Annotated in this window: 19 protein-coding genes and 6 tRNA genes; 11 read left to right on the top strand and 14 right to left on the bottom strand. The window is 54.7% G+C overall.

Features of this window, described 5'->3' with window-relative positions; genetic code table 11:
• Nucleotides 1-112: 112 nt before the first annotated feature.
• Nucleotides 113-523: a GNAT family N-acetyltransferase gene (locus tag ACORQT_RS17885; RefSeq protein ID WP_071883572.1), complete on the top strand. Its 411-nt coding sequence runs from the start codon at nt 113-115 to the stop codon at nt 521-523.
• Nucleotides 524-607: 84 nt separating this feature from the next.
• Here the strand turns inward: ACORQT_RS17885 and ACORQT_RS17880 are convergent.
• The 4 genes from ACORQT_RS17880 to ACORQT_RS17865 form a co-directional block, all read right to left on the bottom strand.
• Nucleotides 608-683 (bottom strand) — tRNA-Lys (locus ACORQT_RS17880).
• A 7-nt stretch (nt 684-690) separates the two neighbouring features.
• Nucleotides 691-766: transfer RNA gene (locus tag ACORQT_RS17875), tRNA-Val, on the bottom strand.
• A gap of 38 nt (nt 767-804) precedes the next feature.
• Nucleotides 805-880, bottom strand: a tRNA-Val gene (locus ACORQT_RS17870).
• Nucleotides 881-908: 28 nt separating this feature from the next.
• Nucleotides 909-984, bottom strand: a tRNA-Val gene (locus ACORQT_RS17865).
• A gap of 294 nt (nt 985-1,278) precedes the next feature.
• On the opposite strand from ACORQT_RS17865, the gene gltX reads away from it, so the two are divergent.
• Nucleotides 1,279-2,694, top strand: a complete 1,416-nt coding sequence (gene gltX / locus ACORQT_RS17860) for a glutamate--tRNA ligase (protein ID WP_016926803.1) — start codon at nt 1,279-1,281, stop codon at nt 2,692-2,694.
• Nucleotides 2,695-2,760: 66 nt separating this feature from the next.
• On the opposite strand, the gene ACORQT_RS17855 is transcribed toward gltX, so the two are convergent.
• Nucleotides 2,761-3,546, bottom strand: coding sequence for a formate/nitrite transporter family protein (locus tag ACORQT_RS17855; RefSeq protein WP_164057518.1), 786 nt, complete (start codon nt 3,544-3,546; stop codon nt 2,761-2,763).
• 308 nt (nt 3,547-3,854) lie between these two features.
• On the opposite strand from ACORQT_RS17855, the gene ACORQT_RS17850 reads away from it, so the two are divergent.
• Together ACORQT_RS17850 and ACORQT_RS17845 are read left to right on the top strand one after the other, a co-directional pair.
• Nucleotides 3,855-3,930 (top strand) — tRNA-Ala (locus ACORQT_RS17850).
• Nucleotides 3,931-3,990: 60 nt separating this feature from the next.
• Nucleotides 3,991-4,066: transfer RNA gene (locus ACORQT_RS17845), tRNA-Ala, on the top strand.
• A gap of 157 nt (nt 4,067-4,223) precedes the next feature.
• Here the strand turns inward: ACORQT_RS17845 and ACORQT_RS17840 are convergent.
• The 4 genes from ACORQT_RS17840 to ACORQT_RS17825 all read right to left on the bottom strand — a co-directional run bounded on the left by ACORQT_RS17840 (nt 4,224) and on the right by ACORQT_RS17825 (nt 9,086).
• Nucleotides 4,224-5,204, bottom strand: coding sequence for a fimbrial protein (locus ACORQT_RS17840; RefSeq protein ID WP_042785143.1), 981 nt, complete (start codon nt 5,202-5,204; stop codon nt 4,224-4,226).
• A gap of 112 nt (nt 5,205-5,316) precedes the next feature.
• On the bottom strand, nt 5,317-7,776 hold the full coding sequence (locus tag ACORQT_RS17835; RefSeq protein ID WP_164057517.1) for a fimbria/pilus outer membrane usher protein: 2,460 nt from the start codon (nt 7,774-7,776) through the stop codon (nt 5,317-5,319).
• Between the two features lie 23 nt (nt 7,777-7,799).
• Nucleotides 7,800-8,480 (bottom strand): fimbrial biogenesis chaperone, encoded by a 681-nt coding sequence (locus ACORQT_RS17830; RefSeq protein ID WP_232091375.1) that lies wholly within the window; start codon nt 8,478-8,480, stop codon nt 7,800-7,802.
• A 69-nt stretch (nt 8,481-8,549) separates the two neighbouring features.
• The gene (locus ACORQT_RS17825) at nt 8,550-9,086 is read right to left on the bottom strand and encodes a fimbrial protein (protein WP_049866699.1); all 537 of its coding nucleotides are present in this window, start codon (nt 9,084-9,086) and stop codon (nt 8,550-8,552) included.
• Nucleotides 9,087-9,558: 472 nt separating this feature from the next.
• On the opposite strand from ACORQT_RS17825, the gene ACORQT_RS17820 reads away from it, so the two are divergent.
• The gene (locus ACORQT_RS17820) at nt 9,559-10,623 is read left to right on the top strand and encodes a hypothetical protein (protein WP_147880746.1); all 1,065 of its coding nucleotides are present in this window, start codon (nt 9,559-9,561) and stop codon (nt 10,621-10,623) included.
• Between the two features lie 310 nt (nt 10,624-10,933).
• Here ACORQT_RS17820 and ACORQT_RS17815 read toward each other — a convergent pair whose 3' ends face one another.
• Nucleotides 10,934-12,121 carry a NupC/NupG family nucleoside CNT transporter gene (locus ACORQT_RS17815; RefSeq protein WP_004936373.1) on the bottom strand — a complete coding sequence of 396 codons (1,188 nt, stop codon included), beginning with the start codon at nt 12,119-12,121 and terminating at the stop codon, nt 10,934-10,936.
• 377 nt (nt 12,122-12,498) lie between these two features.
• Between ACORQT_RS17815 and ACORQT_RS17810 the strand changes: the two genes are divergently transcribed.
• Nucleotides 12,499-13,734, top strand: a complete 1,236-nt coding sequence (locus tag ACORQT_RS17810; protein WP_164057515.1) for an Nramp family divalent metal transporter — start codon at nt 12,499-12,501, stop codon at nt 13,732-13,734.
• A 41-nt stretch (nt 13,735-13,775) separates the two neighbouring features.
• On the opposite strand, the gene ACORQT_RS17805 is transcribed toward ACORQT_RS17810, so the two are convergent.
• The gene (locus ACORQT_RS17805) at nt 13,776-14,186 is read right to left on the bottom strand and encodes a DUF2502 domain-containing protein (protein ID WP_046896266.1); all 411 of its coding nucleotides are present in this window, start codon (nt 14,184-14,186) and stop codon (nt 13,776-13,778) included.
• Between ACORQT_RS17805 and ACORQT_RS17800 the strand changes: the two genes are divergently transcribed.
• Complete coding sequence (locus ACORQT_RS17800; RefSeq protein WP_127897177.1) at nt 14,185-14,418, top strand: hypothetical protein; 234 nt, start codon at nt 14,185-14,187, stop codon at nt 14,416-14,418. The two genes, ACORQT_RS17805 and ACORQT_RS17800, sit on opposite strands and share 2 nt — an antisense overlap.
• On the opposite strand, the gene mgrA is transcribed toward ACORQT_RS17800, so the two are convergent.
• Nucleotides 14,410-15,399: an L-glyceraldehyde 3-phosphate reductase gene (gene mgrA / locus ACORQT_RS17795; protein ID WP_042785140.1), complete on the bottom strand. Its 990-nt coding sequence runs from the start codon at nt 15,397-15,399 to the stop codon at nt 14,410-14,412. The genes ACORQT_RS17800 and mgrA overlap by 9 nt on opposite strands.
• Before the next feature lie 191 nt (nt 15,400-15,590).
• Between mgrA and ACORQT_RS17790 the strand changes: the two genes are divergently transcribed.
• The gene (locus tag ACORQT_RS17790; RefSeq protein ID WP_197801442.1) at nt 15,591-17,252 is read left to right on the top strand and encodes an alpha-keto acid decarboxylase family protein; all 1,662 of its coding nucleotides are present in this window, start codon (nt 15,591-15,593) and stop codon (nt 17,250-17,252) included.
• On the opposite strand, the gene ACORQT_RS17785 is transcribed toward ACORQT_RS17790, so the two are convergent.
• On the bottom strand, nt 17,228-18,118 hold the full coding sequence (locus tag ACORQT_RS17785; RefSeq protein WP_033651995.1) for a LysR family transcriptional regulator: 891 nt from the start codon (nt 18,116-18,118) through the stop codon (nt 17,228-17,230). The genes ACORQT_RS17790 and ACORQT_RS17785 overlap by 25 nt on opposite strands.
• Nucleotides 18,119-18,214: 96 nt before the next feature.
• Here ACORQT_RS17785 and ACORQT_RS17780 point away from each other — a divergent pair, with 96 nt between their 5' ends.
• Both ACORQT_RS17780 and ACORQT_RS17775 read left to right on the top strand, forming a co-directional pair.
• The gene (locus ACORQT_RS17780; RefSeq protein ID WP_016926809.1) at nt 18,215-18,667 is read left to right on the top strand and encodes a multidrug/biocide efflux PACE transporter; all 453 of its coding nucleotides are present in this window, start codon (nt 18,215-18,217) and stop codon (nt 18,665-18,667) included.
• Between the two features lie 67 nt (nt 18,668-18,734).
• On the top strand, nt 18,735-19,427 hold the full coding sequence (locus ACORQT_RS17775) for an aspartate/glutamate racemase family protein (RefSeq protein WP_019453821.1): 693 nt from the start codon (nt 18,735-18,737) through the stop codon (nt 19,425-19,427).
• On the opposite strand, the gene ACORQT_RS17770 is transcribed toward ACORQT_RS17775, so the two are convergent.
• Complete coding sequence (locus ACORQT_RS17770; RefSeq protein ID WP_033643940.1) at nt 19,424-20,671, bottom strand: ion channel protein; 1,248 nt, start codon at nt 20,669-20,671, stop codon at nt 19,424-19,426. The two genes, ACORQT_RS17775 and ACORQT_RS17770, sit on opposite strands and share 4 nt — an antisense overlap.
• A 310-nt stretch (nt 20,672-20,981) precedes the next feature.
• On the opposite strand from ACORQT_RS17770, the gene glk reads away from it, so the two are divergent.
• Nucleotides 20,982-21,944, top strand: a complete 963-nt coding sequence (gene glk, locus ACORQT_RS17765) for a glucokinase (RefSeq protein WP_042785139.1) — start codon at nt 20,982-20,984, stop codon at nt 21,942-21,944.
• Nucleotides 21,945-21,966: the final 22 nt, after the last annotated feature.

The following is a 21,966-nucleotide window of genomic DNA, read 5'->3' as shown; positions in this document are numbered from 1 at the left end:
CATTCGTATCTCGTGTTTCCCAGGCAACCGCAGGCGGTTTTAACGAGGCCTGTCCATAATAGAGAGATGATAGAAGTTTCCTGTTTCGACTTAATCGATTAAGAGGGGGCGTATGGTTCGGGATGTTGAGTTTCGAACGGATCCTCATCCGGCTTTTCCTGTGTTGAACGAGCTATGGTTATCCGCTTGGGGAGAACCGCTACCGGCTGACATGCCGGCGATATTATCCCGCAGTTTGGCCCATATCGGCGCTTACGCAGAAGATGTGATGATTGGATTTGTGAATGTGGCTTGGGACGGTGGCAAGCACGCGTTTATTTTAGATACCTGCGTCCATCGTCATTATCAACGGCAGGGGGTGGCGACCGGGCTGGTTCAAGCGGCGATAGCGATCGCAAAAATGCGTGGAGCAAGCTGGCTGCACGTCGATTACGAACCCCATCTGACCGGTTTTTATTGCGGGTGCGGTTTTCGCCCTACCGCTGCAGGTTTAATTGATCTGACAAAGGGCCATGGCGGATGAGCGTTCACTGACGAGAGATAAAGAGGGCTGTATAATACGGTCTTTAGAAACGAAAAAAGCGCCAAAAGGCGCTTTTTTCTGAATTGGTGGGTCGTGCGGGATTTGAACCTGCGACCAATTGATTAAAAGTCAACTGCTCTACCAACTGAGCTAACGACCCGCAGAAGTGGTGGGTGATGACGGGCTCGAACCGCCGACCCCCTCCGTGTAAAGGAGATGCTCTACCAACTGAGCTAATCACCCACTTCAGGACTTCCAGGCACTGCTAAACGAGAGAATGATGGTGGGTGATGACGGGCTCGAACCGCCGACCCCCTCCGTGTAAAGGAGATGCTCTACCAACTGAGCTAATCACCCTCATTCGTTCTCATTTTTCTCAACAAGATGGTGGGCGATGACGGGCTCGAACCGCCGACCCCCTCCGTGTAAAGGAGATGCTCTACCAACTGAGCTAATCGCCCCGTCTTGTTGGAGTCGCATTATAGGGATAGTTCAAAGTGAGTCAACGGTTTTTAAAATGATTTCAATCGTTCGCCGCAAATTTAGGCAGGGCGCGATAATTATCGCCAACGGCGCCGATTCTTTGCGCAACGCTATGCGAAACTCGCCGCAAAACGCGCGAAATCGACCGGCGCAATATCGTGTCGGCGTTGAGGAATTAGCGCGTGGTGATACAATGTCGTCCACTCTTTTTTCAATTCCGAGCAATCGTCGGCCATCGCCGACACGCGTTGCGTAATAAGGCAGTGAACCCAATGAAAATCAAAACCCGTTTTGCACCGAGCCCGACCGGCTATCTCCACGTCGGCGGCGCGCGTACCGCACTTTATTCCTGGTTGTTCAGCCGCCATGCGGGCGGTGAGTTCGTTCTGCGTATCGAAGATACCGATCTGGAACGCTCTACCCAGGACGCGATCGACGCAATTATGGATGGCATGAACTGGTTGAATCTGGATTGGGATGAAGGCCCGTACTTCCAGACCAAGCGTTTCGATCGCTACAACGCGGTCATCGACGAAATGCTGGAGCAGGGCACGGCCTATAAATGCTATTGCTCCAAGGAACGCCTGGAAGCGCTGCGCGAGAAGCAGATGGAAAACGGCGAGAAGCCGCGTTACGACGGCCACTGCCGCGACAGCCAGTGCAGCCACACCGACGACGAGCCGCACGTGGTGCGCTTCCGTAACCCGCAGGAAGGCTCGGTGATCTTCGACGACAAAATTCGCGGCCCGATCGAATTCAGCAACCAGGAGCTGGACGATCTGATCATCCGCCGCACCGACGGTTCGCCAACCTATAACTTCTGCGTCGTTGTCGATGACTGGGACATGGAAATCACCCACGTTATCCGTGGCGAAGACCACATCAACAACACCCCGCGCCAGATCAACATTCTCAAAGCGCTGGGCGCGCCGGTGCCGGAATACGCGCACGTGTCGATGATCCTTGGCGACGACGGTAAAAAGCTGTCCAAGCGCCACGGCGCGGTGGGCGTCATGCAGTATCGCGACGACGGCTATCTGCCGCAGGCGCTGCTGAACTACCTGGTGCGTCTGGGCTGGTCCCACGGCGATCAGGAGATCTTCTCCATCGACGAGATGAAAGAGTTCTTCACGCTGGAAGCGATCAACAAATCCGCCAGCGCGTTCAACACCGAGAAGCTGCAGTGGCTGAACCACCACTACATCAACCATATGCCGGCGGAAGAAGTGGCGGTGCATCTGGCATGGCACGTTGAGCAACTGGGCATTGAAACCCGTAACGGGCCGGAACTGAAGGACATCGTCAAGCTGCTGGGCGAGCGCTGCAAGACGCTGAAAGAGATGGCGGAGTCTTGCCGTTACTTCTACGCAGACTTCAGCGAGTTCGACGCCGACGCCGCCAAGAAGCACCTGCGTCCGGTCGCGCGTCAGCCGCTGGAAGCGGTGCGCGCCAAGCTGGCCGCAATCACCGTCTGGACGCCGGAAAACGTGCACGACGCCATTCAGGGCACGGCGGATGAGCTGGGCGTCGGCATGGGTAAAGTCGGCATGCCGCTGCGTGTCGCGGTGACCGGCGCCGGCCAGTCGCCGGGCATGGACGTGACCGTGCATGCGATCGGCCAGAAGCGTTCGCTGCAGCGTATCGATATGGCGCTGGCTTACATCGCCGAGCGTGAAGCCCAAGCCTGATTAGGCTGATACGCCTTAAAGAAAAAGCCCCGTGGAGCGATCCCGGGGCTTTTTTATTGCGCTTTGTCAGGCTTGTTCGCTAGCCGGCAAACCCGGACGGTAGGCGAGGAAATACATCAACCCGACAAAGCCGGCGCCGCCCAGCGCATTGCCGAGAAATACCGCGACGAAATTAGGCAGATACTGCTCCCAGCCCATGCCGCCGGCAAAGATGGCCGCCGGGATGATGAACATATTCGCCACCACGTGCTGGAAGCCGATGGCGACAAAAGCCATGACCGGGAACCACATGCCGATCACTTTGCCCGGCACATCTTTGCTGGCGAAGGCTAACCACACCGCCAGGCATACCAGCCAGTTGCAGCCGACGCCGGAAATGAAGGCATGCAGGAAGTCCGCATCCACTTTGGCCTGCGCGATCGCCAGCGTCTTATGTAAAAACGCGCCTTCGGTCAGGCCCAGCAGGTGGCCGAAGAAGTAGGCGACGGCCACGCTGCCGGCGAAGTTGGCCAGGGTGACCCAAAACCAGTTGCGCAGCACGGCGATGGCGGGAATTTCACGGGCGAACCAGGCCATTGGCAAGGTCATCATGTTGCCGGTCAGCAGTTCGCCGCCGGCCAGAAGGGTCAGGATCAAACCGATAGGGAAGACCGCGGCGCCCAACAGCGCGCCGAAAGAGCCCCATTCGGCCGGCAGGTTGCCGATGACGTGAATATCCAGCAGGAAGCCGGTGGCAATAAAGGCGCCGGCGAGAAAGCCCAGAATCAGCAGATTAGCGAGAGGGGCGCGGCTTTTGTTTACCCCGGCCTGAACGGCGAGGGCGGCGATTTCTTTTGGTGAATGCAAAGACATGACGGACTCGGTTTATAGTAATAAAGTTTATGGCGCGGGCAGTCTATGCCGCTCGGGAGCCCGACTCAAGCGCATTTCGCTAACATTCCGTTAATTAAAAATCAACGTGATATGCAGGGTCTTTTGCCATTTTGAGAAGTAGCGCGCAAAATGGATGAACTCTGCGCAAAGTGATGATTTTTTGGCGCCAAAGATGCTGATTTGGCGGCTTTTTCAACGCTTGATTCAGTAATTCAATTTAGCCGTTGACAGCTTTGAGCGGGTTTCATATTATGCGCCCCGTTCACAGCACAAAGTGATTGTGGAACGGGGCTATAGCTCAGCTGGGAGAGCGCTTGCATGGCATGCAAGAGGTCGACGGTTCGATCCCGTCTAGCTCCACCAACCTTCTTCTCAGAGAGGTTGGGGAATACCGTAACGCCGGTCAACGCGTACCACTTTTGTGGGGCTATAGCTCAGCTGGGAGAGCGCTTGCATGGCATGCAAGAGGTCGACGGTTCGATCCCGTCTAGCTCCACCACCATTTGAAAAGCCGACCTTAGGGTCGGCTTTTTGCTTTATATCCTTTTAGCTGCCTTTGTCCGCTACTTTTACGCAAAATTTTTCCTTGATACCCTCGCTAGATGTTGCCGCTATTCTGTCCGGTTTCGTCTTGGCACGTCATAACAATACTAAAATCAGCGATATGAGACGGTGAAATGCGCGATGCCATTGACTTCTCCCGGCGTGATTTTCTCTTCAGTTTGGTAATATTGCGCACTGAGTGGGATTTCATTTATCCCTATTAATGTTTCGTTTAATACGTTGGCCGCGGAGCCCAGTTCAAAGGGAACGCCGTTGTGCAGAATCTGTAGGCCCACGCCGGTGGCGGACTCTTTGGAGGGGGTAATCGCCAAGACTTGATGAAGGCCATTAACCGTTTCCCCGCGTATTTCCAAATCAACTTTTGTGTTGGCATTGCACTCCAGAGCGATGTTGAAGGGAGTATTCCCGGCCACGCTGCCAGGACCGGAAAATACCCGCCGATTAACCTTGTCTAAAATAACCTGTTTCGAGGGGGTGTTCAGGCGACAGCCCTCGACGGCAATATTGACGGCAGGATAATAAACGTGGCCCAATCTCCTGGCATTTGAGGCTCTTAAGCAGGCATAGTTGAAAAAGAAAGGCGCAAACGAGGGCATGGTGCCAGGCTGTATATCGCCTGTCTTGATCAGATAATGTTTAAAGTTAGCGCCCAGGATATAGCCGACAGGCGTCTCGCGGGGACCATAGAACTCGATGAGGCCCGGTTTGTCATTAAGCGACATGGCAATGCCGACGCCCTTCCAACTCGTTTGATAGACAGTGATGCCATTGTACTTTAAGTCTGTCGCAGTCAGGTCGGAGAAGGGCTGCATAACCAAGTCGCCTCGCTCACCCAAGGAGAATCCCGTGTTATTTTCCAGTAATTTTACTGAAAAGTAAGATTCTCCCTGGCCGATAAGATCGCCTATTTTGGCGCCAGCCGTGACGGTAATGCCGGATTGCTCGATGCGCAGTGGATTGTGCCATATTGCACGGCAATCGCCGTCTCCCTTGGCTGAAAAAGAAAATAATAAGACCAGAATGCTTACTGTTTTGGCGATCTGTGCGGCTGTGATTTGCCTTGATGTCGTCATGCTGATGTCCTTTGGCGATGTTCTCTTGCAGATGATTTATCAGTCTGCTTGTTACTGGCTACCATGTTCTAAAATTTAATATGGCAAGCGATAGTGGTTTATCGTGTTTGTCTTATTCACACTGCAAGTTAATACGCTTAATTCTTGAGGCAGGGGTGTTAGGGGCAATATTGTAATTACCCTGGCAACCTCTTTCTGCTCCCCAGCTCAACCCTATTGTTCCTGAGTCGGGCATGCCGCTCATATAAACCGTGTTGTTATTGCCGACGATGCCCGTCTTTCCTCGGTCGGTAAGCAATGTCGCAACGGCGCCGAAAGGAATCGTTGTACTCTGGTGGGCAACGTTAAAAATAATGCGATTGCCGATTTGAGAGGCAAAGTTGGCAACAACAATCGCACCTTTCGTCGGGATGACAGTTTGGCTATTTTTTTCTATTTCAACAGAGTCATCAAAGGATTGCGGATTTAAATTAATTCGATTCTTATGATAGCTGCTGATATAGGGCACCACGGCGTAACCTCGCCAATCGGTCGTTACGCCGGTACTGTTGATGACTTCAACATCGCGTGCATTCGGCACCTCAACTAAAGCAATAGTGTCACCCAGCGATTGGGACAATGTAATGCCGTTGCGATGAGCCACGGCGCCGCCTCGCAGACTGTAGTTTATTCGCTGCATATCTTTATCAAAGCTGTATCCGGCGCCAATTTCGCCATATCTGCTGCGATAATAAACAGAGCTGTTGCCAGCGTTGCCGGGGCGATTGCTGCTTTGGGATGCAGAAACGTTATAACTGAGCTGATTATTTTCCAGCGCGGTTCCGCTTAACCCCAGTTGTTGATTGAGTTTTCCTTTGCTGCTCTTGCTTGAGGTATAATTTACCCAGCTGTTTGATTGCCATTTGTTCAGTGGGATCTGAACATTGAGCGTGGCGATCTTGTCGGGCCTGTCCGTATAGCGGCTGCTATTGTAGCCGAACCCAATATTGCAGCTAACCCCAAATTGGTTCGTGGAGAAACCCATTAGAACGTTTCGTTCAACGGCGTCGCTGTGCCAATAGTTCTGTTGGTAACCATTGATATATAAACTGCCAAAGTCTCGTATGGGCTGATTAATGTTGATAACCAACTTGTTTCTTTTTACGCCGCGTGTCAGCCACTTTCTTTTAAGATTGGCATTCATATCGTTTAGTTGCGAAAAGCTTAAGTAGCCTGACGTTGAGTATTGATAGCCGGCCAGCGTAAAGTTGGTACCCGTTGTTTCAATATTTTTTGCATACTGGATACGATATTGTTGCCCATTACGAACCTGCCCTGTGGCCAACCGGCTTTTGCTATGCGTGACATCTGCAGAGAGGGAACCCAGCAGCCCCAGACTGCTGCCAAGGCCGAAAGAGATTCCCTGGTGTTTTTCTGAAATAATGGCACCGCCATAGAGCGTTTTATCATCTTTAAGACCATAAATTACTGATGACTGTAGGAACTTAGCATTTTGGCTATCGTCTCGCGCAGAGCGATATTCTCCGATTGTGAGTTCATTTTTTTTCATGTCCTCCCTGAGCATAATGGGAACGGAGGAAAAAGGCTGAAAAAAACTCCTTTCTGAGCCATCCGCTTCTTTGATGATCACCTGTAACCCACCGCTGGAAGTGGTAGGGTAAATATCCGTTATCTCAAAACTCCCCGCAGGCACATATGTTTGATAAATCATATAGCCATTTTGTTTTATAGTGATCTCTGCATTGCTTTGCGCTATGCCTCTCACCGTCGGGGCAAACCCTCTCTGGCTATCGGGCAACATGCCCGGATCGCTTGCCAGTTTCATTCCGCGAAATTGAAAACTGTCAAAAACATCGCCGGATGTTGAACTATCGCCAATGGTCAGCGTGTTTTTACTGTCCCTAAAGCTGCGCTCGGCATAGGTGTTAATACTTTTCCACTTGGCGTTGTTTTGGCTTGAGTAGGTGGCATAGTTTCTAAAGCGCCAGGCATCATAGTTGAAACCGCTGCGCAAATTTAAGTATTGATTATCTTTATTTTTCGTTTTCCGCGTCTCGGTACCACTAAAACTGTAATCTAACAAAAAGGCGCGGATGCCATCATCCCAAAGTGAGGGGTTAACCCAGTCTCTGGGATGATTTTCAATGTATGCCTGTGGGATATTTAAATCCAATCTTTGTTTGTTAAAATCAAATGTCGCCTGGCTGCCAGGAATAATTTCATTAATGGGGGATGCCGCCAATTCACTGTCATTGACTGTTTTTATTTTATCCATGCGAACGCCCCAAGAATCGAGATCGCTGCGATGGATGCGGGGTTGCAAAATGCCTTCTGCATGATAGAAAGACACTTTTTGATTGGCAAAAAACACGTTGTTCACATAGATATCTACCCAGTAATCGCCCGGCAGTTGATGACTCGCGTTATTAAATTTGGATAAGTCAACAATAGTCTGATGATTCCTGTTTAATGCCGAGGGGTCAAAATAATCTTCAGCGAGAGCCGCAGGTGAAGAAAGAACACAAAAGAACCACACCGATGTTTTATGAGTGGCATTATTTCTTATCATCATTTTTGCATCCCCTTGCAAATTTACTATAATGGTGCGCTTATCGCCTGAGTTATTCCTCCATAATCATTGATCGCTTGCCATCTTATTTCTTTACCATGAATTTCTTTTGGCAATAACCACTTCTTGGTGCTCTGCGGCGCAATCATGTCGGCCTCTTTCACTTCTTTACCATCGATGCTTACAGAGTAAAAAGAGACGTGGAATGGCGTTGGGTTTTTTGCCTCTAAGGTTTTTCCTTTCAGTGAGAAACGAATTTTTTTGTAGGCGTCAATGGCTTCATCTTTTGATAGATGTTTAGGCCTGTAAAATATTTTTATTCTGTTTTGAACGGTAATGAGTAACTTGTTCTCTTTTGATTTTTGGGTTGATGGTATCGATCTTACGCTTAACCAATATATTGATTCTTTATGCTGCGGCAGGTTATCTCCAGAATAAATAATTCTAAGGATGTTCTCTTGCTCTGCCTCCAACCTAAATAAGGGGGGCGTAACAATAAACGGAACCTCTTTTTTATCGTCAGGTGAGAAATTTTCTACCCATGTTTGAATAAGTACGGGACTATTTTTATCTTGATTGCTGACTGAAATGTTCGCTTCTTTTTTACTTTCTTCGTATACGATACGAGTACCGCCTAGCGTTACGCTTGCCGAAGCGCCGTATGAAAAAAATAATATTGCCAGCAAATAATATTTACTCTGCTTCATAAGCAAGCCGTCCTTGATGGAGCGTACTATCAGGCCGGCAATATTTGCTGACCTGATAGACTAAGATGATCAGTTATAAGAGATGCTGAATTGTGTCGTGGCATTCGCCGGTCCGACGGTGACGGTGTCTGATGTCGCCATGTATTTCGCGACATAGGTAAAGACATTGCTGATATCTTTTTGCACACTCTGCGCTGTAGAAAATGAAGCCATTGGAATTTGTGTGGTGCCATCGGCCTCATAGATGGCTACGCCAAGACCCGTGGCCACGCCTTTCTCCGCATTGAGTGACAACAAGGTCGAATTGCCTTGTGCGTATGCGCCGTCGAATTTTACCGACGCTTTTGTTACCGATTCAGGGCAGCCGGCTAAGGCAATGCTGAATTTTGTCGGCAGAGCGGTATCGCCAGCGGTCTTGAATGCCTTAGCGCTGATGTTGCCCATTGGAATAGTTTGGTTGGCACTGCCTGCTTCAACTGTGCAGGTTTGGTCGGTGACATTACCGGTAAAGTTTATGGTGCCGTCTGCTGCGGTAGCTGTGGCAATGACGGACATTGCCAAAGGAATGCCGGCAAGCAGTAGGGATCTCTGCATATGCTTATTCATATAAATATCCTTGTATAGTAACTGCGCGTAAATTATAAATTTTCAACCATCACGCTATCATATGTAAATGGGTGATAAACTCCCTCTTTTCAGGTGATTGATGCCATCATTAACATGTTAAGTTCTTATAACATTCTTGTTTTTGTTTTTTTATTGGATTTTTATTCTGTCAAAGAGCCTCCTTGCGGGTGTGATTTGTTAATGAAATTCAGTCTACATGAAAAAAAATTCAGCAGTCTTAATGTGCGCCTATATCGATATTTTTAGAATATAATTCTACATACATGGTTTTTTGTGCTGAATGATTATGGATTCATCTCAAATTTCAGCAACGTGAATAGTTTTATATTCTGATTAACCATGTGATAGTTAATATGCTAATTAATATTGACTGTTTGTATCTATTGACATTGATGTTGTTTTCTTGAAGAAACTATTGTTAGTGTTTCGTTACTATTGGATGAGGTTATCCATGAAAAAAAATAAAAATATCGCAATTGTAGGTGGCGGTGGGGTAACTGCGGTAATGACGGCCCTGGCTTGCGCCAGAAAAGGAATTTCCGTCGATTTCTTCCTTGATGACAGTGACTATGATGACTTTAAAACCTCCTTTGGAAATCATTGCCTGTGGCGACGCATTCACGAGAATAATCAACGCCTCAGTCGTTTTTCCACGCAGTCACAATGGATGTGGGAAAAGTTTATTCTGTCGTCTAGCGGAGAGTTTGGCAGAAAAGAGAAAATGATTCGTATTATCGAAAGATCAGAAGTCGCTCATCTTGCCCGCCTTTACGAACAGCATGACTTGCCCTATGAGGTGCAGAATTGCGGTGATGATGGGTCCATCGATTTTCCCTCTTTCATTAACTGCAAAAACAAATCTGTTTTTGTGAGTTATGACTCCATTCTACTAAACACGGCAGAGATTTTTTCCTACTTTCAGGATGAGCTGGCGTTCTTTACCAGTGTCAATGTTTTTAGAAACAAAAACATTGGAGACTTAAACAGCATTGAAAGTGGTGTGATTTTTTTTGATGAAAACAAGCGTATATATGACACTATTATAAAATTCACAAATGGATATAAGATCAATGAGATAGGCTCAATTTATCAAGTTTGCCCTGCCGTGAATCGGGTATTTAGAGATTATTATCTTTCCCACTCGGTGGGAAATCTTCTCTCGCCGATACTGATAACGGAAAAAGAGTACAACCTATGGGTTGTCCCTTCTGTTGATGGAACTGTCATTAGAGTGGGGGCTGATGTGCATGTCCCGCAATCCGCTGACTTGCTGATGCGAAGTTTAGATATTGATGCTTATTGTGATCGCAGGAAGTTGGACATTATCTCCGAATCATTGTTTACCATTATCTCTTCTTTTTCCTATGCGGAAGGAACCTTGGCGGTCGTACCCTGTTGGACGGTGAGTGAGGATAATAAAAAAATCGTGGTTGTTGAAAGTGTAGATTCTTATTACAACGCGTCGCCAATTATTTCTGAGGAAATTACAACGCTGTTAGCGAATTCCTTCAACTAACGTTATTTCATAAAATCAATTCAGAATAAAGACACGCCTTGCTCATAGCCGAAAGGATGTGCTCATCGCCATTGCAATGATATTGCGTTTATCTCATCGCGATATGGGAAAGAGCAGGCTCTAAATTAACGGGAGAAGCGATTTTTCAACGCGTTGCTTTTGTATATAAGCCGGCATAAGCGGCGTTATGGCTTGGCGCTAACCGATTTTGAGATTGATTTCCGCTTTGCGGATAGGACGAGTTACCAAGAGCTGAAGAACAATAAAAAAGGCGCCCGCAGGCGCCTTATCATTGCTGTAAATTTCAGGCTTAGCCCAGCACCAGACCCGCGATGGAAGCGGACAGGATGCTGACCAGCGTAGAGCCGTAGACCAGCTTCAGACCGAAGCGGGACACTACGTTGCCCTGGTGTTCGTTCAGGCCCTTGATCGCACCGGCCACGATGCCGATGGAAGAGAAGTTGGCGAAGGACACCAGGAACACCGACAGGATCCCCAGGCTGCGCGGCGACAGCTCGGCAGAGACTTTCTGCAGTTCCATCATTGCCACGAATTCGTTGGAAACCAGCTTGGTGGCCATGATGCTGCCGACCTGCAGGGCTTCGTGCTTAGGAATACCCATGATCCAGGCGAACGGATAGAAGAAGTAGCCGAGGATTTCCTGGAAGCTCAGGCCGAAGATGGCGCTGAACACGCCGTTAAGCGCGGCGATCAGGGCGATGAAACCAATCAGCATCGCGGCGACGATAATCGCTACTTTGAAGCCGGCCAGGATGTATTCGCCCAGCATTTCAAAGAAGCTCTGGCCTTCGTGCAGGTTGCCGAGGTGCAGCTCTTCTTCTTTATTGGTGTCGTACGGGTTGACCAACGACAGCACGATAAAGGTGCTGAACATGTTCAGTACCAGCGCCGCCACCACGAACTTGGCGTCCAGCATGGTCATGTAGGCGCCGACGATGGACATGGACACCGTAGACATCGCGGTCGCCGCCATGGTGTACATGCGCTTTTCCGACATCTTGCCCAGGATATCCTTGTAGGCGATGAAGTTTTCGGATTGGCCCAGGATCAGCGAGCTGACGGCGTTGAACGACTCCAGCTTGCCCATGCCGTTCACTTTCGACAGCACGGTACCGATAATGCGGATGATGAAAGGCAGCACTTTGATGTACTGCAGAATACCGATCAGCGCCGAAATGAAGACGATCGGGCACAGCACCTTCAGGAAGAAGAACGCCAGGCCTTTGTCGCCCATGCCGCCGAACACGAAATCAGTCCCTTGTCCCGCAAACCCGAGCAGTTTGTCAAACAGCGCGGCGAATCCTTTTACGAAGCCCAAACCCGCTTCCGAATGCAGGAAAAAGTAGGCCAGCAGTACTTCGATAACCAATAATTGAATAACATAGCGAATGCGGATGCTTTTGCGATCGCGGCACACCAACAGGGCCAGGATCGCCACCACCACTATCGCCAACGCAAAGTGCGCAATATGGGACATGTTTGCTCCAAATTTGAGGCAGGCTGAATTTCGGCTGTCATTTTATGTAACGCTACGTTTAAAAACGAGACTTCTATTGCAAATATGGAAAATCATAGTGGGAGTTCTCCTAAAGTGTTGCGCAAAAGCATAAAAAATCAAGATGTTAACTCAGACATAGGAAATTCGTATTCTTGTGCTAACCTGTCTTTCAGGGGTATTGCAGCCAAAATCCCAACCCAAAAGCACGGAAATCGGCAAGTTCGGTGTCGAACCCTTCGATAAAACCGTTAATGTTGGCTATTGCAGAGATAAGTTTTACCACTCTAAATGCGCTTGATAATTATTATCATTTATATAGAGTGGAGATAAACGTAATTTCAGTAAGGGTTCAACATATGCTGAACAGTCGCGTGGTTGAAACCACCTCCGGTCGCTCCGCCAGAAAAACCAAACTCTCGCTGATGGGGCCCGCCTTCATCGCCGCTATCGGCTACATCGACCCCGGCAACTTCGCCACCAATATCCAGGCCGGCGCCTCGTTTGGCTATAGCCTGTTGTGGGTCGTGGTCTGGGCCAACGTGATGGCGATGCTGATCCAGCTGTTGTCCGCCAAGCTGGGGATCGCCACCGGAAAAAACCTGGCCGAGCATATTCGCGATCGCTTTCCGCGGCCGGCGGTATGGGCCTATTGGGTGCAGGCGGAGATTATCGCCATGGCGACCGATCTGGCCGAATTCATCGGCGCGGCGATCGGCTTCAAGCTGCTGCTCGGCGTCTCCTTGTTGCAGGGCGCGGTGCTGACCGGCATCGCCACCTTTTTAATTCTGATGCTGCAAAAGCGCGGACAAAAGCCGCTGGAGTGGGTGATCGGCGGCCTGCTGCTTTTCGTCGCCGCCGCTTACATCGTCGAGCTGGCGTTTTCCCAGCCGCAGCTTGCGCCGCTGCTGAAAGGCATGGCGTTGCCCGATTTGCCCAACGGCGACGCGGTATTCCTGGCCGCCGGGGTATTGGGTGCCACCATCATGCCGCACGTGATCTATCTGCATTCGTCGCTCACCCAAGTTGGCGGTGAGCACGATAAGGCGGAACGCTATGCCGCCACCAAAGTCGACGTCGCCGTCGCCATGACCATCGCCGGTTTCGTCAACCTGGCGATGATGGCCACTGCCGCCGCCGCGTTTCATTTCAGCGGTCACAGCGGCATCGCCGATCTCGACGTGGCCTATCTGACGCTGCAACCGCTGCTCGGGCAAGCCGCCGCCACCGTGTTTGGCCTGAGCCTGGTGGCCGCCGGTCTTTCTTCCACCGTGGTGGGCACGCTGGCGGGGCAGGTGGTGATGCAAGGGTTCGTGCATTTCCATATCCCGCTGTGGCTGCGCCGCGCGGTGACCATGCTGCCGTCGTTTATCGTCATCATGCTGGGAGTGGACGCCACGCGCATTCTGGTGCTGAGCCAGGTGCTGCTCAGCTTCGGCATTGCGCTGGCGCTGGTGCCGCTGCTGGCTTTCACCGGCAATCGGGCGCTGATGGGGGAGATGGTTAACGGCCCCGTGGTGCAAAACCTGGGCAAGCTGATCGTGTTGGTGGTGGTGGGGTTGAATGGCTACTTGCTGATCGGCAGTGTGCTGTAGGCGAAAACAGTGCGGGCCGGCGTTGCGCCGGCCCGTTGTCGTTAATCGCGGTCGTCATCGCCGTGGCGGCGCCAGCGATCGCGGTCATGATCGTGGTGGTGTTTTTTCTCTTTCTTCCAGTAATGCTTGTCGCAATGATGGTCGCATTTGTAATAGCGCCCGTCGCGCGAGTAGTAATATTTGCGCCAGTAGTCGCGGTCGCGCCAGCGATAGCCATCCCAGTAATAGCCGCGCGGGCTGCGATCGCCGAGATAGCGTCCCTGATGGCCTTGCCACCAGTCGCGATCGCGCCAGTCGTAACCGTCCCAGTAACGGCCGCGATTGTCCTGATCGCCGATGCGCAATGAAACGCCCGGCATCAGATCGATGCTGATCCCTTCGGCGTGCGCCTGCTGTGCGGCGGGCAGTACCGTCGCCGCCAAGATGGCGGCCAAGAGCAGAGGTTTAAACATGACTTCTCCTTTCCGCTTGCGCGGCCTGGCCGTTGATCACTTTATGAAGCGCGTTCATCAGTTTAAAAAACGGCCTTATCGTTATTTTTACTGCAATATCGGCATCATAGCGCCGGCGCATGGGGTTGAATCTGAGAGCCACTCTGAAAAGGGCGCCGGAGGTCGAGATTTGAGATTTTTCTGGGGCATCGCCGCTCAATTGAGCGGCGGAATTTGTAAGCGATTACAATAAAATGTTCTCGATCTGCGCAAGCTCTTCTTCAGTGAAGTGACGATTGGCCAGCATGCCCACCGCGTCTTCTATCTGCGCAGTCTTGCTGGCGCCGATCAGCACCGAGGTGACGCGATCGCCGCGCAGCACCCAGGCCAGCGCCATCTGCGACAGCTTCTGCCCGCGTTGCCGCGCCAGCGCATCGAGGCGGCGCACCTTGTCCAGTCGGTCGGCGGTCAGCTGTTCCGGCTGCAGGAAACGGCTGCCGCTGGCGGCACGGGAATCTTGCGGGACGCCGTGCAGATAACGATCGGTCAGCAGGCCGCCCGCCAGCGGGGAGAAGGCGATCGCGCCGACGCCATGATCCGCCAGCGTATCCAGCAATTCCGCCTCCGGCCCGCGTTCAAACATCGAATACTTGGGCTGGTGGATCACGCACGGCGTACCGAGCCGCTGCAGGATGTCGAACGCCTGGCGCGCGCGCTCGGCCGGGTAGTTGGACAAACCGACATACAGCGCTTTGCCCTGGCGCACCAACAGATCCAGCGCCGCCATGGTTTCTTCCAACGACGTGTCCGGGTCCGGCCGATGGTGATAAAAGATATCCACATACTCCAATCCCATGCGCCTGAGGCTCTGATCGAGGCTGGCGACCAGGTACTTTTTCGAGCCCCAATCGCCGTAGGGGCCGGGCCACATGGTGTAACCGGCTTTGGATGAGACGATCAGCTCGTCGCGCCAGGCCCGCAGATCGGCGTTGAGAATGCGGCCAAAGTTTTCCTCGGCGGCGCCGGGCGGCGGGCCGTAGTTGTTGGCCAGATCGAAGTGGGTTATGCCGCGATCGAAGGCGCAGCGGATCAGGGCGCGGGCGTTGTCGTACAGCGTGGCGTCGCCAAAGTTGTGCCATAGCCCGAGCGAGACGGCGGGCAGCTTCAATCCGCTGCGGCCGCAGCGCCGGTATTCCATATCTTGATAACGCGAGGGGGAGGCTGAGTAGGACATCGTGATCCTTTGTCGGCGAAGAAGTGGCGTGTTTTGAGTGTATGCGTTTTCACAGCGTGCCGCCGAGGGGGCGATCACAAGGCCGGCATGTAACGCCAGGTTGCCGCTCGACACGGAAAGCGCTGTTCGAAAATTAACCGGCATCTTCGATACTTAAAGATAATCGCTTCAGCTGCAGACAGGTGATGATCATGACTCAGATCTACACGGTGGCCGATTATCTGCTCGATCGTCTGGCCCAGATTGGCATCCGCCACGTCTTCGGCGTGCCGGGGGATTACAACCTGCAATTCCTCGATCACGTCATCGCTCATCCGCAAATCACCTGGGTAGGCTGCGCCAACGAACTGAACGCCGCCTACGCCGCCGACGGCTATGCGCGTTGCAAACCGGCCGCGGCGCTGCTCACCACCTTCGGCGTCGGGGAGCTGAGCGCGCTGAACGGCGTGGCCGGCAGTTATGCCGAATACCTGCCGGTGATCCACGTGGTGGGCACACCGGCGCAGCGTGCCCAGCTCGCCGGCGATTTGCTGCACCATTCGCTGGGCGATGGCGACTTCTCTCACTTTGCGCGGATAGCCAAAGAAGTCAGCGTCGCACAGGCCAACCTGACCGCCGACAACGCCGCCAGGGAGATCGACCGCCTGATCGACGCCGCCTTGCTGGAGCATCGTCCGGTTTATCTGATGCTGCCCAGCGACGTAGCGGAAGCGCCGCTGCCGGCCAAACCGGCGCCGCTGATGCTGCGCCAGGCCAGGCTGTCGCGGAGCGCATTGCAGGCGTTTATCGCCGCAGCGCGTGAAAAGCTGCAATCGGCGCGGCAAGTGTCATTGCTGGCGGACTTTCTGGCGGACCGCTTTGGTGTTGAAACGGCGCTGGATAACTGGATGCAGGAGGTGGCTATCCCGCACGCCACGCTGCTGCTCGGCAAGGGCGTGCTGGATGAGAACCGCGACGGTTTTGTCGGCACCTACAGCGGCGGCGCCAGCGCTGCGGCGACCAAAGCGCTGATTGAAAATGCCGATGTCGTGATCACCGTTGGCGTGCGTCTCACCGACACCATTACCGGAGGATTCACGCATCATCTGCCGGCGGAAAAATGCATCGATATCCAACCGTTCGAAGCCTGGGTCGGTCGTCAACGGTTCAGCCGCATCCCGATGTGCGCCGCCGTGCAGGCGCTGCACCGCCTGACTCTGTCGCTGGCGTCGCGCTGGCCGTTGCCGACGATCGGCCGTCCGGCGCTGTCGGAAGGCGATGGGGAAGGGTTGGATCAGCACGCCTTCTGGCGGCAGATACAGGATTTCCTGCGGCCGGGGGATATCGTGCTGGCCGAGCAGGGCACGGCCTGTTTCGGCGCCGCGACCTTGACGCTGCCGCGCGGCAGCCGGATGATCGTGCAGTCGCTCTGGGGCTCGATCGGCTATACCTTACCGGCGACTTTCGGGGTGCAAACCGCCGAACCACAGCGCCGGGTGGTGCTGTTGATCGGCGACGGCGCCGCGCAATTGACCGTGCAGGAGCTGGGATCGATGCTGCGCGACGGGCTTAAACCGGTGATCTTCGTGCTGAATAATCAGGGCTACACGATTGAACGCGCTATCCACGGGCCGGAGCAGAGTTACAACGACATCGCCCGGTGGAACTGGACGCAGCTGCCAACGGCATTGGCCGGTGGGCGGCCGGTGACAGCGTTACGGGTCAGTCAGCCGGAGGCGCTGCGCCAGGCGCTGAGTGAGGCGGCGCAGGGCGACCGGCTGGCTTTCATCGAAGTGATGCTGCCGAAGATGGATATTCCCGAACTGCTCGATACGATCTCGCGCGTCATTCAGTCGCGCAACGCCGCCGCCTGAGCCGCGTCGTCTTCCAGCAATCGCTCCAGCATCCAGTACCCCGCCGGGCCCGGCGGGGTCAGTTTGGACCATACCGCATCCACCGAAATCAGTTTGGGCCAACCGCGCGGGCGCAGCTGGGTGAGCCTGCCGTGGCCGTATTGTTGCACCAGCCAGTGCGGCAGCACCGCCCAACCGAATCCCTGTTCCGCCATCTCCAGCAACAGCAGATAGCTGGGCGCCGACCAGACCAGCCCGCCTTGTCTGGCCGCTTCGGCGCCGGTGTAAGTATTCAGGATCAGCTGACGGGTGCTGGATAATTGCTCCGGGGTCGGCGCGGCGACCTGCGCCAGCGGATGCCCATGCGCGACGAACAACCCCATTTCGGTCTGCTCAGGCAGGCGGGAGAAGGCGATATCCGGCGGATAACGTTTTTGCACTTCCACCATGCCCAAATGCGCGCGGCCGCTTTGCAGCAGATCGATAACGTCGCCTTCCTCGGCGATCATCCATTCCAGCTCAATCTCCGGGTAACGTTGTTCAAACCGCTGCATCAGGCTGTCGTGATGCTTCGGTTGGTAGGTATCGGAAAATACCATGCTCAGGCGCGGTTCGACATTGCCCGCCAGCTGAATGCTCAGCGCGTCGAGTCGCTCGCTGGCGGCGAGGATCTCCTGCACGTGCCCTAGCACCTTGCGGCCGGCGGCGGTGAGCACCGGTTGGCGCGCACTGCGATCGAACAGCGTCAATGCCAGGTCGGCTTCCAGATTGGCGATGGCGGTGCTGACGGTGGATTGGCTTTTGCGCAGCTTGCGCGCGGCGGCGGAAAATGAGCCGAGGGCGGCGGCTTCAACGAACGCCTGTAACGCTTCCGGTGAATAGTGCATATATCTACTTTATCGATGGAACCTATTTTTAATCTACCCAAAAAAGCGATGATAATCACCTGGCTTTCGCAACAACTGTTGAAAAAAAGGTGATGTATGCAACTGCAAAACAAGTCTCTCATTGAACGTATCGTCCACGCCGTCGGTTTCGAGGCCATCGCCGTGATGGTTTGCGCCCCGCTGGGCGCGTGGCTGCTGAACCGCTCAATGGTGCAGGTCGGTGCGTTGGCGGTGATGCTGTCCACCGTCGCGATGCTGTGGAACATGGTTTACAACACGGTGTTCGACCGCCTGTGGCCGGTCAGCCGGGTGGTGCGTAACCTGAAGGTGCGTGCGCTGCACGCCGTCGGCTTTGAAGCCGGTTTTATTCTGATCGGCGTGCCGATCGCCGCCTGGATGCTGAGCATTTCCTGGGCGCAGGCGTTTATGCTGGAAATCGGTTTCTTCCTGTTCTTCCTGCCGTACACCATGGCCTACAACTGGCTGTACGACACGCTGCGCCAGCGCTGGTTCGAAGCGCGCCAGCCGATCAATTCCGGCGCCAAATAAGGCGTCGTCAGCCCGGCGATTCTCAGGTAAGGTCAGAGGATCGTCGGAAAATGCTGAGGAGTGAAGGATGAAAGTGTTGGGTCTGCTGGGCGGCATGAGTTGGGAATCCACCATTCCGTATTACCGCACTATCAACGAGCAGGTAAAGGCGCGCCTCGGCGGGCTGCATTCGGCCAAAATCGTGCTCTACAGCGTCGATTTTCAGGAGGTTGAACGCTTGCAGCACCAGGGCGATTGGGATGGCGCCGGCCGGCTGCTGGCCGCCGCCGCCGTGGCTTTGCGCGCCGCCGGCGCCGAAGCTATCGTGATTTGCACCAACACCATGCACAAGGTGGCGGAGGCGGTCGAGCAGGCCAGCGGCCTGCCGCTGATTCACATCGCCGATGCCACGGCGCTCCAGGTGCGAGAGAAAAACATTCGCCGCGTCGGGCTGCTGGGCACGCGTTTTACCATGGAGCAGACCTTCTACCGCGGCCGCCTGCAGGAATTGCACGGCATCGATGTGGTGACGCCGGTCAGCGCCGATCGTGACATTGTGCACCGCATCATCTATGACGAACTCTGCCTCGGCAAAATTCGCGACGCCTCGCGCGACGAGTATCGCCGGATCATCAGCGATCTGGAACAACAGGGCGCGCAGGGGATTATTTTCGGCTGCACCGAGATAGGGTTGCTGGTGAGCGAGCGGGATGCCTCGGTGCCGGTGTTCGACACCACCGCGATCCACGCTCGCGCCGCCGCGGCGTTCGCGCTGGCCTAATCGTCGTGCGGCGGTTGCCGGCGGTTCACCAGCATCAAGGGTTTGCCCGCCAGCGCCAGCCAGGCGGGCAGCATCACGATGCACAAGATCGGCAGCAGGTGCAGATCCGGCACCACCGCCACCGCCATAAACAGACTGAGCCAGCCGTCGCGCGTGACCACCAGCACCAGCCCCATGATGGCGCAGGAGACCGTGATCGCCGCCGGCACCGCCGGAACGTGCTGATGCAGCATCAGCCCCAGCGCCACGCCGACGAACACCGCCGGGAAGATGCGCCCGCCGCGAAAGCCGCAGGCGGCGGCGATCACCAGCGCCGCCAGCTTGGTCAGGGTAACGGCCAACAGCGCCGGCACCGAATAGTTGCCGTCTGCCGCGAGGCGCTTCATTTCATCCAACCCTTTGAACAGGGTAATCTCACCGCCCACCAGCGCCAGCAGGCCCAGCACAAAGCCCCCCAGTCCTAGCATCAACACCGGATTCTTCATCGAATGGAACAGGCGGTGAACGTGCGGGAAGCACCACAGCGCCACCATGCCGAGCGCGATGGCGATCAGCGCCACGATGGCGCCGCTGAAGATGTCCGGCAGCCGGGTTACGTCATAGGCGTCGAGCTGCAGGGCGAAATTGGGCACGAAGAACAGCTGGGTGGTGACCGCGCCGGCGGCGGCGGCCACCAGCGGGGCGAACAGCCGATCCCACAGCGGCGTTTCGTTATTGCCCGCCAGGGTTTGCGAGAAGATCAGCGCGGCGGCGACCGGTGTGCCGAACATCGCGCCGATGGTGCCCGCGGCCGCCAGGATGATCCAGTCCATGCGCGGCACTTTAGGCAGCAGGCGCGCCCCCGCCGCCGCCACCAGCGCGATATTGATGGCGGTGATCGGGTTCTCCGGCCCCAGGCTGACGCCGCCGGCCAGGCCGACGATCAGCGCCAATCCCAGCCCCGGCAGGGCGGAGAGCGGCAGCGGCATGCCGATCAGCGATTCCGTCGCCGGATCAGGCCCGGCATGGCCCGGCATATAGCGCACGATCAGGCCGACCGCCACGCCGGTCAGCGTCAGCATGCCGAGCGGCCACCAGGGTGCCTGGGCGTCCAGGCTCAGCGCGTCGGGCAGCGTCACCCACAGCCATTGCTGCAGCGTAGCGGCGACTTTCATCATCAACAGCAGCACCAGACTGGAGGCGGAACCGATAATCAGCGCAGGCAAAGCAAAGGCCAACATGGCATTGGCGCGCGGATGCAGCATGGATAATCCCTTGTCGATGCCTCCATGCAGGGCAGGGAGAGCGGGTGGTTGGACAGTGACCACAGCTTGCCAGACTATCGGCGAGCAGGCACGCATTGATATTGCCCGGCGTCGATGACGGTTAACAGTCGCGGCGGCGCGTTTTTTGCCGCAATTTGTTTCAAATCGCGGCTTGGCGGGCCAGCTGAAACGTTTTTTGTGATCCGGATCGCTATTGGGGCGCAGATCCGAGGCGGGTGATTGTTGTTTTCGCAGCAGGATTTTACAGTGTGGGCAGCTTTTTATTTTTCATTTTGCGGAGACGAAATCAATGACCTATGCCCTCGTAGGTGATGTTGGCGGCACCAATGCCCGCCTGGCGTTGTGCACTGTTGCGACGGGTGAGATTACCCAGGCGAAAACCTATTCCGGCCTGGAGTTCGACAGCCTGGAGGCGGTGATCCGCCACTATCTGAAAGCGTGCGATATCGAGGTGCAGGACGCCTGTATCGCGATCGCCTGCCCGGTGACGGAAGACTGGGTTGCGATGACCAACCACAGCTGGGCGTTCTCTATCAAAGAAATGAAGGCCAACCTGGGGTTGAGTCATCTGGAAGTGATCAACGATTTCACCGCCGTCTCGATGGCGATCCCGATGCTCTCGTCGGACGACGTGCTGCAGTTTGGCGGCGGCGATGCGCAGCCGGGCAAACCGATCGCGGTGTACGGCGCCGGCACCGGGCTGGGTGTTGCCCACCTGGTGCAGGTCGATCGCCGCTGGGTCAGCCTGCCGGGCGAGGGCGGCCATGTCGATTTCGCACCGAACAGCGAAGAAGAAGACATTATTCTGGAGGTGCTGCGCGGTGAAGTGGGGCACGTTTCCGCCGAGCGCGTGCTGTCCGGGCCGGGCCTGGTCAACCTGTATCGCGCCATCGTCAAGGCGGACAACCGCCTGCCGGAGAAACTGGAGCCGAAGGACATTACCGAGCGGGCGCTGGCCGACAGCTGCATCGACTGCCGCCGTGCACTGTCGCTGTTTTGCGTGATCATGGGGCGCTTCGGCGGCAACCTGGCGCTGAATCTGGGCACCTTTGGCGGCGTGTACATCGCCGGCGGCATCGTGCCGCGCTTTATGGAATTCTTCAAGGCCTCGGGCTTCCGCGCCGCCTTCGAAGACAAAGGGCGTTTCCGTGACTATGTGCGAGACATTCCGGTGTTCATGATAACCCATGGCCAACCGGGCCTGCTGGGAGCCGGCGCGCATCTGCGCCAGACGCTGGGCATGCAGCTGTAAGCAACGCGGCGGCACGATAAAA

The sequence above is a fragment of the Serratia sp. (in: enterobacteria) genome (assembly GCF_052400455.1).
In the GTDB taxonomy this organism is placed as follows: domain Bacteria; phylum Pseudomonadota; class Gammaproteobacteria; order Enterobacterales; family Enterobacteriaceae; genus Serratia; species Serratia ureilytica.
The sequence above is the reverse complement of the archived record's forward strand: the minus strand, read 5'-3'. Positions and strand labels throughout refer to the sequence as shown.

Excerpts from the sequence above, each read along its gene's own strand:
- ACORQT_RS17885 (WP_071883572.1), top strand. The coding sequence starts at position 113 with ATGGTTCGGGATGTTGAGTTTCGAACGGATCCTCATCCGGCTTTTCCT.
- gltX (WP_016926803.1), top strand. The coding sequence starts at position 1,279 with ATGAAAATCAAAACCCGTTTTGCACCGAGCCCGACCGGCTATCTCCAC.
- ACORQT_RS17855 (WP_164057518.1), bottom strand. The coding sequence starts at position 3,546 with ATGTCTTTGCATTCACCAAAAGAAATCGCCGCCCTCGCCGTTCAGGCC.
- ACORQT_RS17840 (WP_042785143.1), bottom strand. The coding sequence starts at position 5,204 with ATGACGACATCAAGGCAAATCACAGCCGCACAGATCGCCAAAACAGTA.
- ACORQT_RS17835 (WP_164057517.1), bottom strand. The coding sequence starts at position 7,776 with ATGATGATAAGAAATAATGCCACTCATAAAACATCGGTGTGGTTCTTT.
- ACORQT_RS17830 (WP_232091375.1), bottom strand. The coding sequence starts at position 8,480 with ATGAAGCAGAGTAAATATTATTTGCTGGCAATATTATTTTTTTCATAC.
- ACORQT_RS17825 (WP_049866699.1), bottom strand. The coding sequence starts at position 9,086 with ATGAATAAGCATATGCAGAGATCCCTACTGCTTGCCGGCATTCCTTTG.
- ACORQT_RS17820 (WP_147880746.1), top strand. The coding sequence starts at position 9,559 with ATGAAAAAAAATAAAAATATCGCAATTGTAGGTGGCGGTGGGGTAACT.
- ACORQT_RS17815 (WP_004936373.1), bottom strand. The coding sequence starts at position 12,121 with ATGTCCCATATTGCGCACTTTGCGTTGGCGATAGTGGTGGTGGCGATC.
- ACORQT_RS17810 (WP_164057515.1), top strand. The coding sequence starts at position 12,499 with ATGCTGAACAGTCGCGTGGTTGAAACCACCTCCGGTCGCTCCGCCAGA.
- ACORQT_RS17800 (WP_127897177.1), top strand. The coding sequence starts at position 14,185 with ATGACTTCTCCTTTCCGCTTGCGCGGCCTGGCCGTTGATCACTTTATG.
- ACORQT_RS17805 (WP_046896266.1), bottom strand. The coding sequence starts at position 14,186 with ATGTTTAAACCTCTGCTCTTGGCCGCCATCTTGGCGGCGACGGTACTG.
- mgrA (WP_042785140.1), bottom strand. The coding sequence starts at position 15,399 with ATGTCCTACTCAGCCTCCCCCTCGCGTTATCAAGATATGGAATACCGG.
- ACORQT_RS17790 (WP_197801442.1), top strand. The coding sequence starts at position 15,591 with ATGACTCAGATCTACACGGTGGCCGATTATCTGCTCGATCGTCTGGCC.
- ACORQT_RS17785 (WP_033651995.1), bottom strand. The coding sequence starts at position 18,118 with ATGCACTATTCACCGGAAGCGTTACAGGCGTTCGTTGAAGCCGCCGCC.
- ACORQT_RS17780 (WP_016926809.1), top strand. The coding sequence starts at position 18,215 with ATGCAACTGCAAAACAAGTCTCTCATTGAACGTATCGTCCACGCCGTC.
- ACORQT_RS17775 (WP_019453821.1), top strand. The coding sequence starts at position 18,735 with ATGAAAGTGTTGGGTCTGCTGGGCGGCATGAGTTGGGAATCCACCATT.
- ACORQT_RS17770 (WP_033643940.1), bottom strand. The coding sequence starts at position 20,671 with ATGCTGCATCCGCGCGCCAATGCCATGTTGGCCTTTGCTTTGCCTGCG.
- glk (WP_042785139.1), top strand. The coding sequence starts at position 20,982 with ATGACCTATGCCCTCGTAGGTGATGTTGGCGGCACCAATGCCCGCCTG.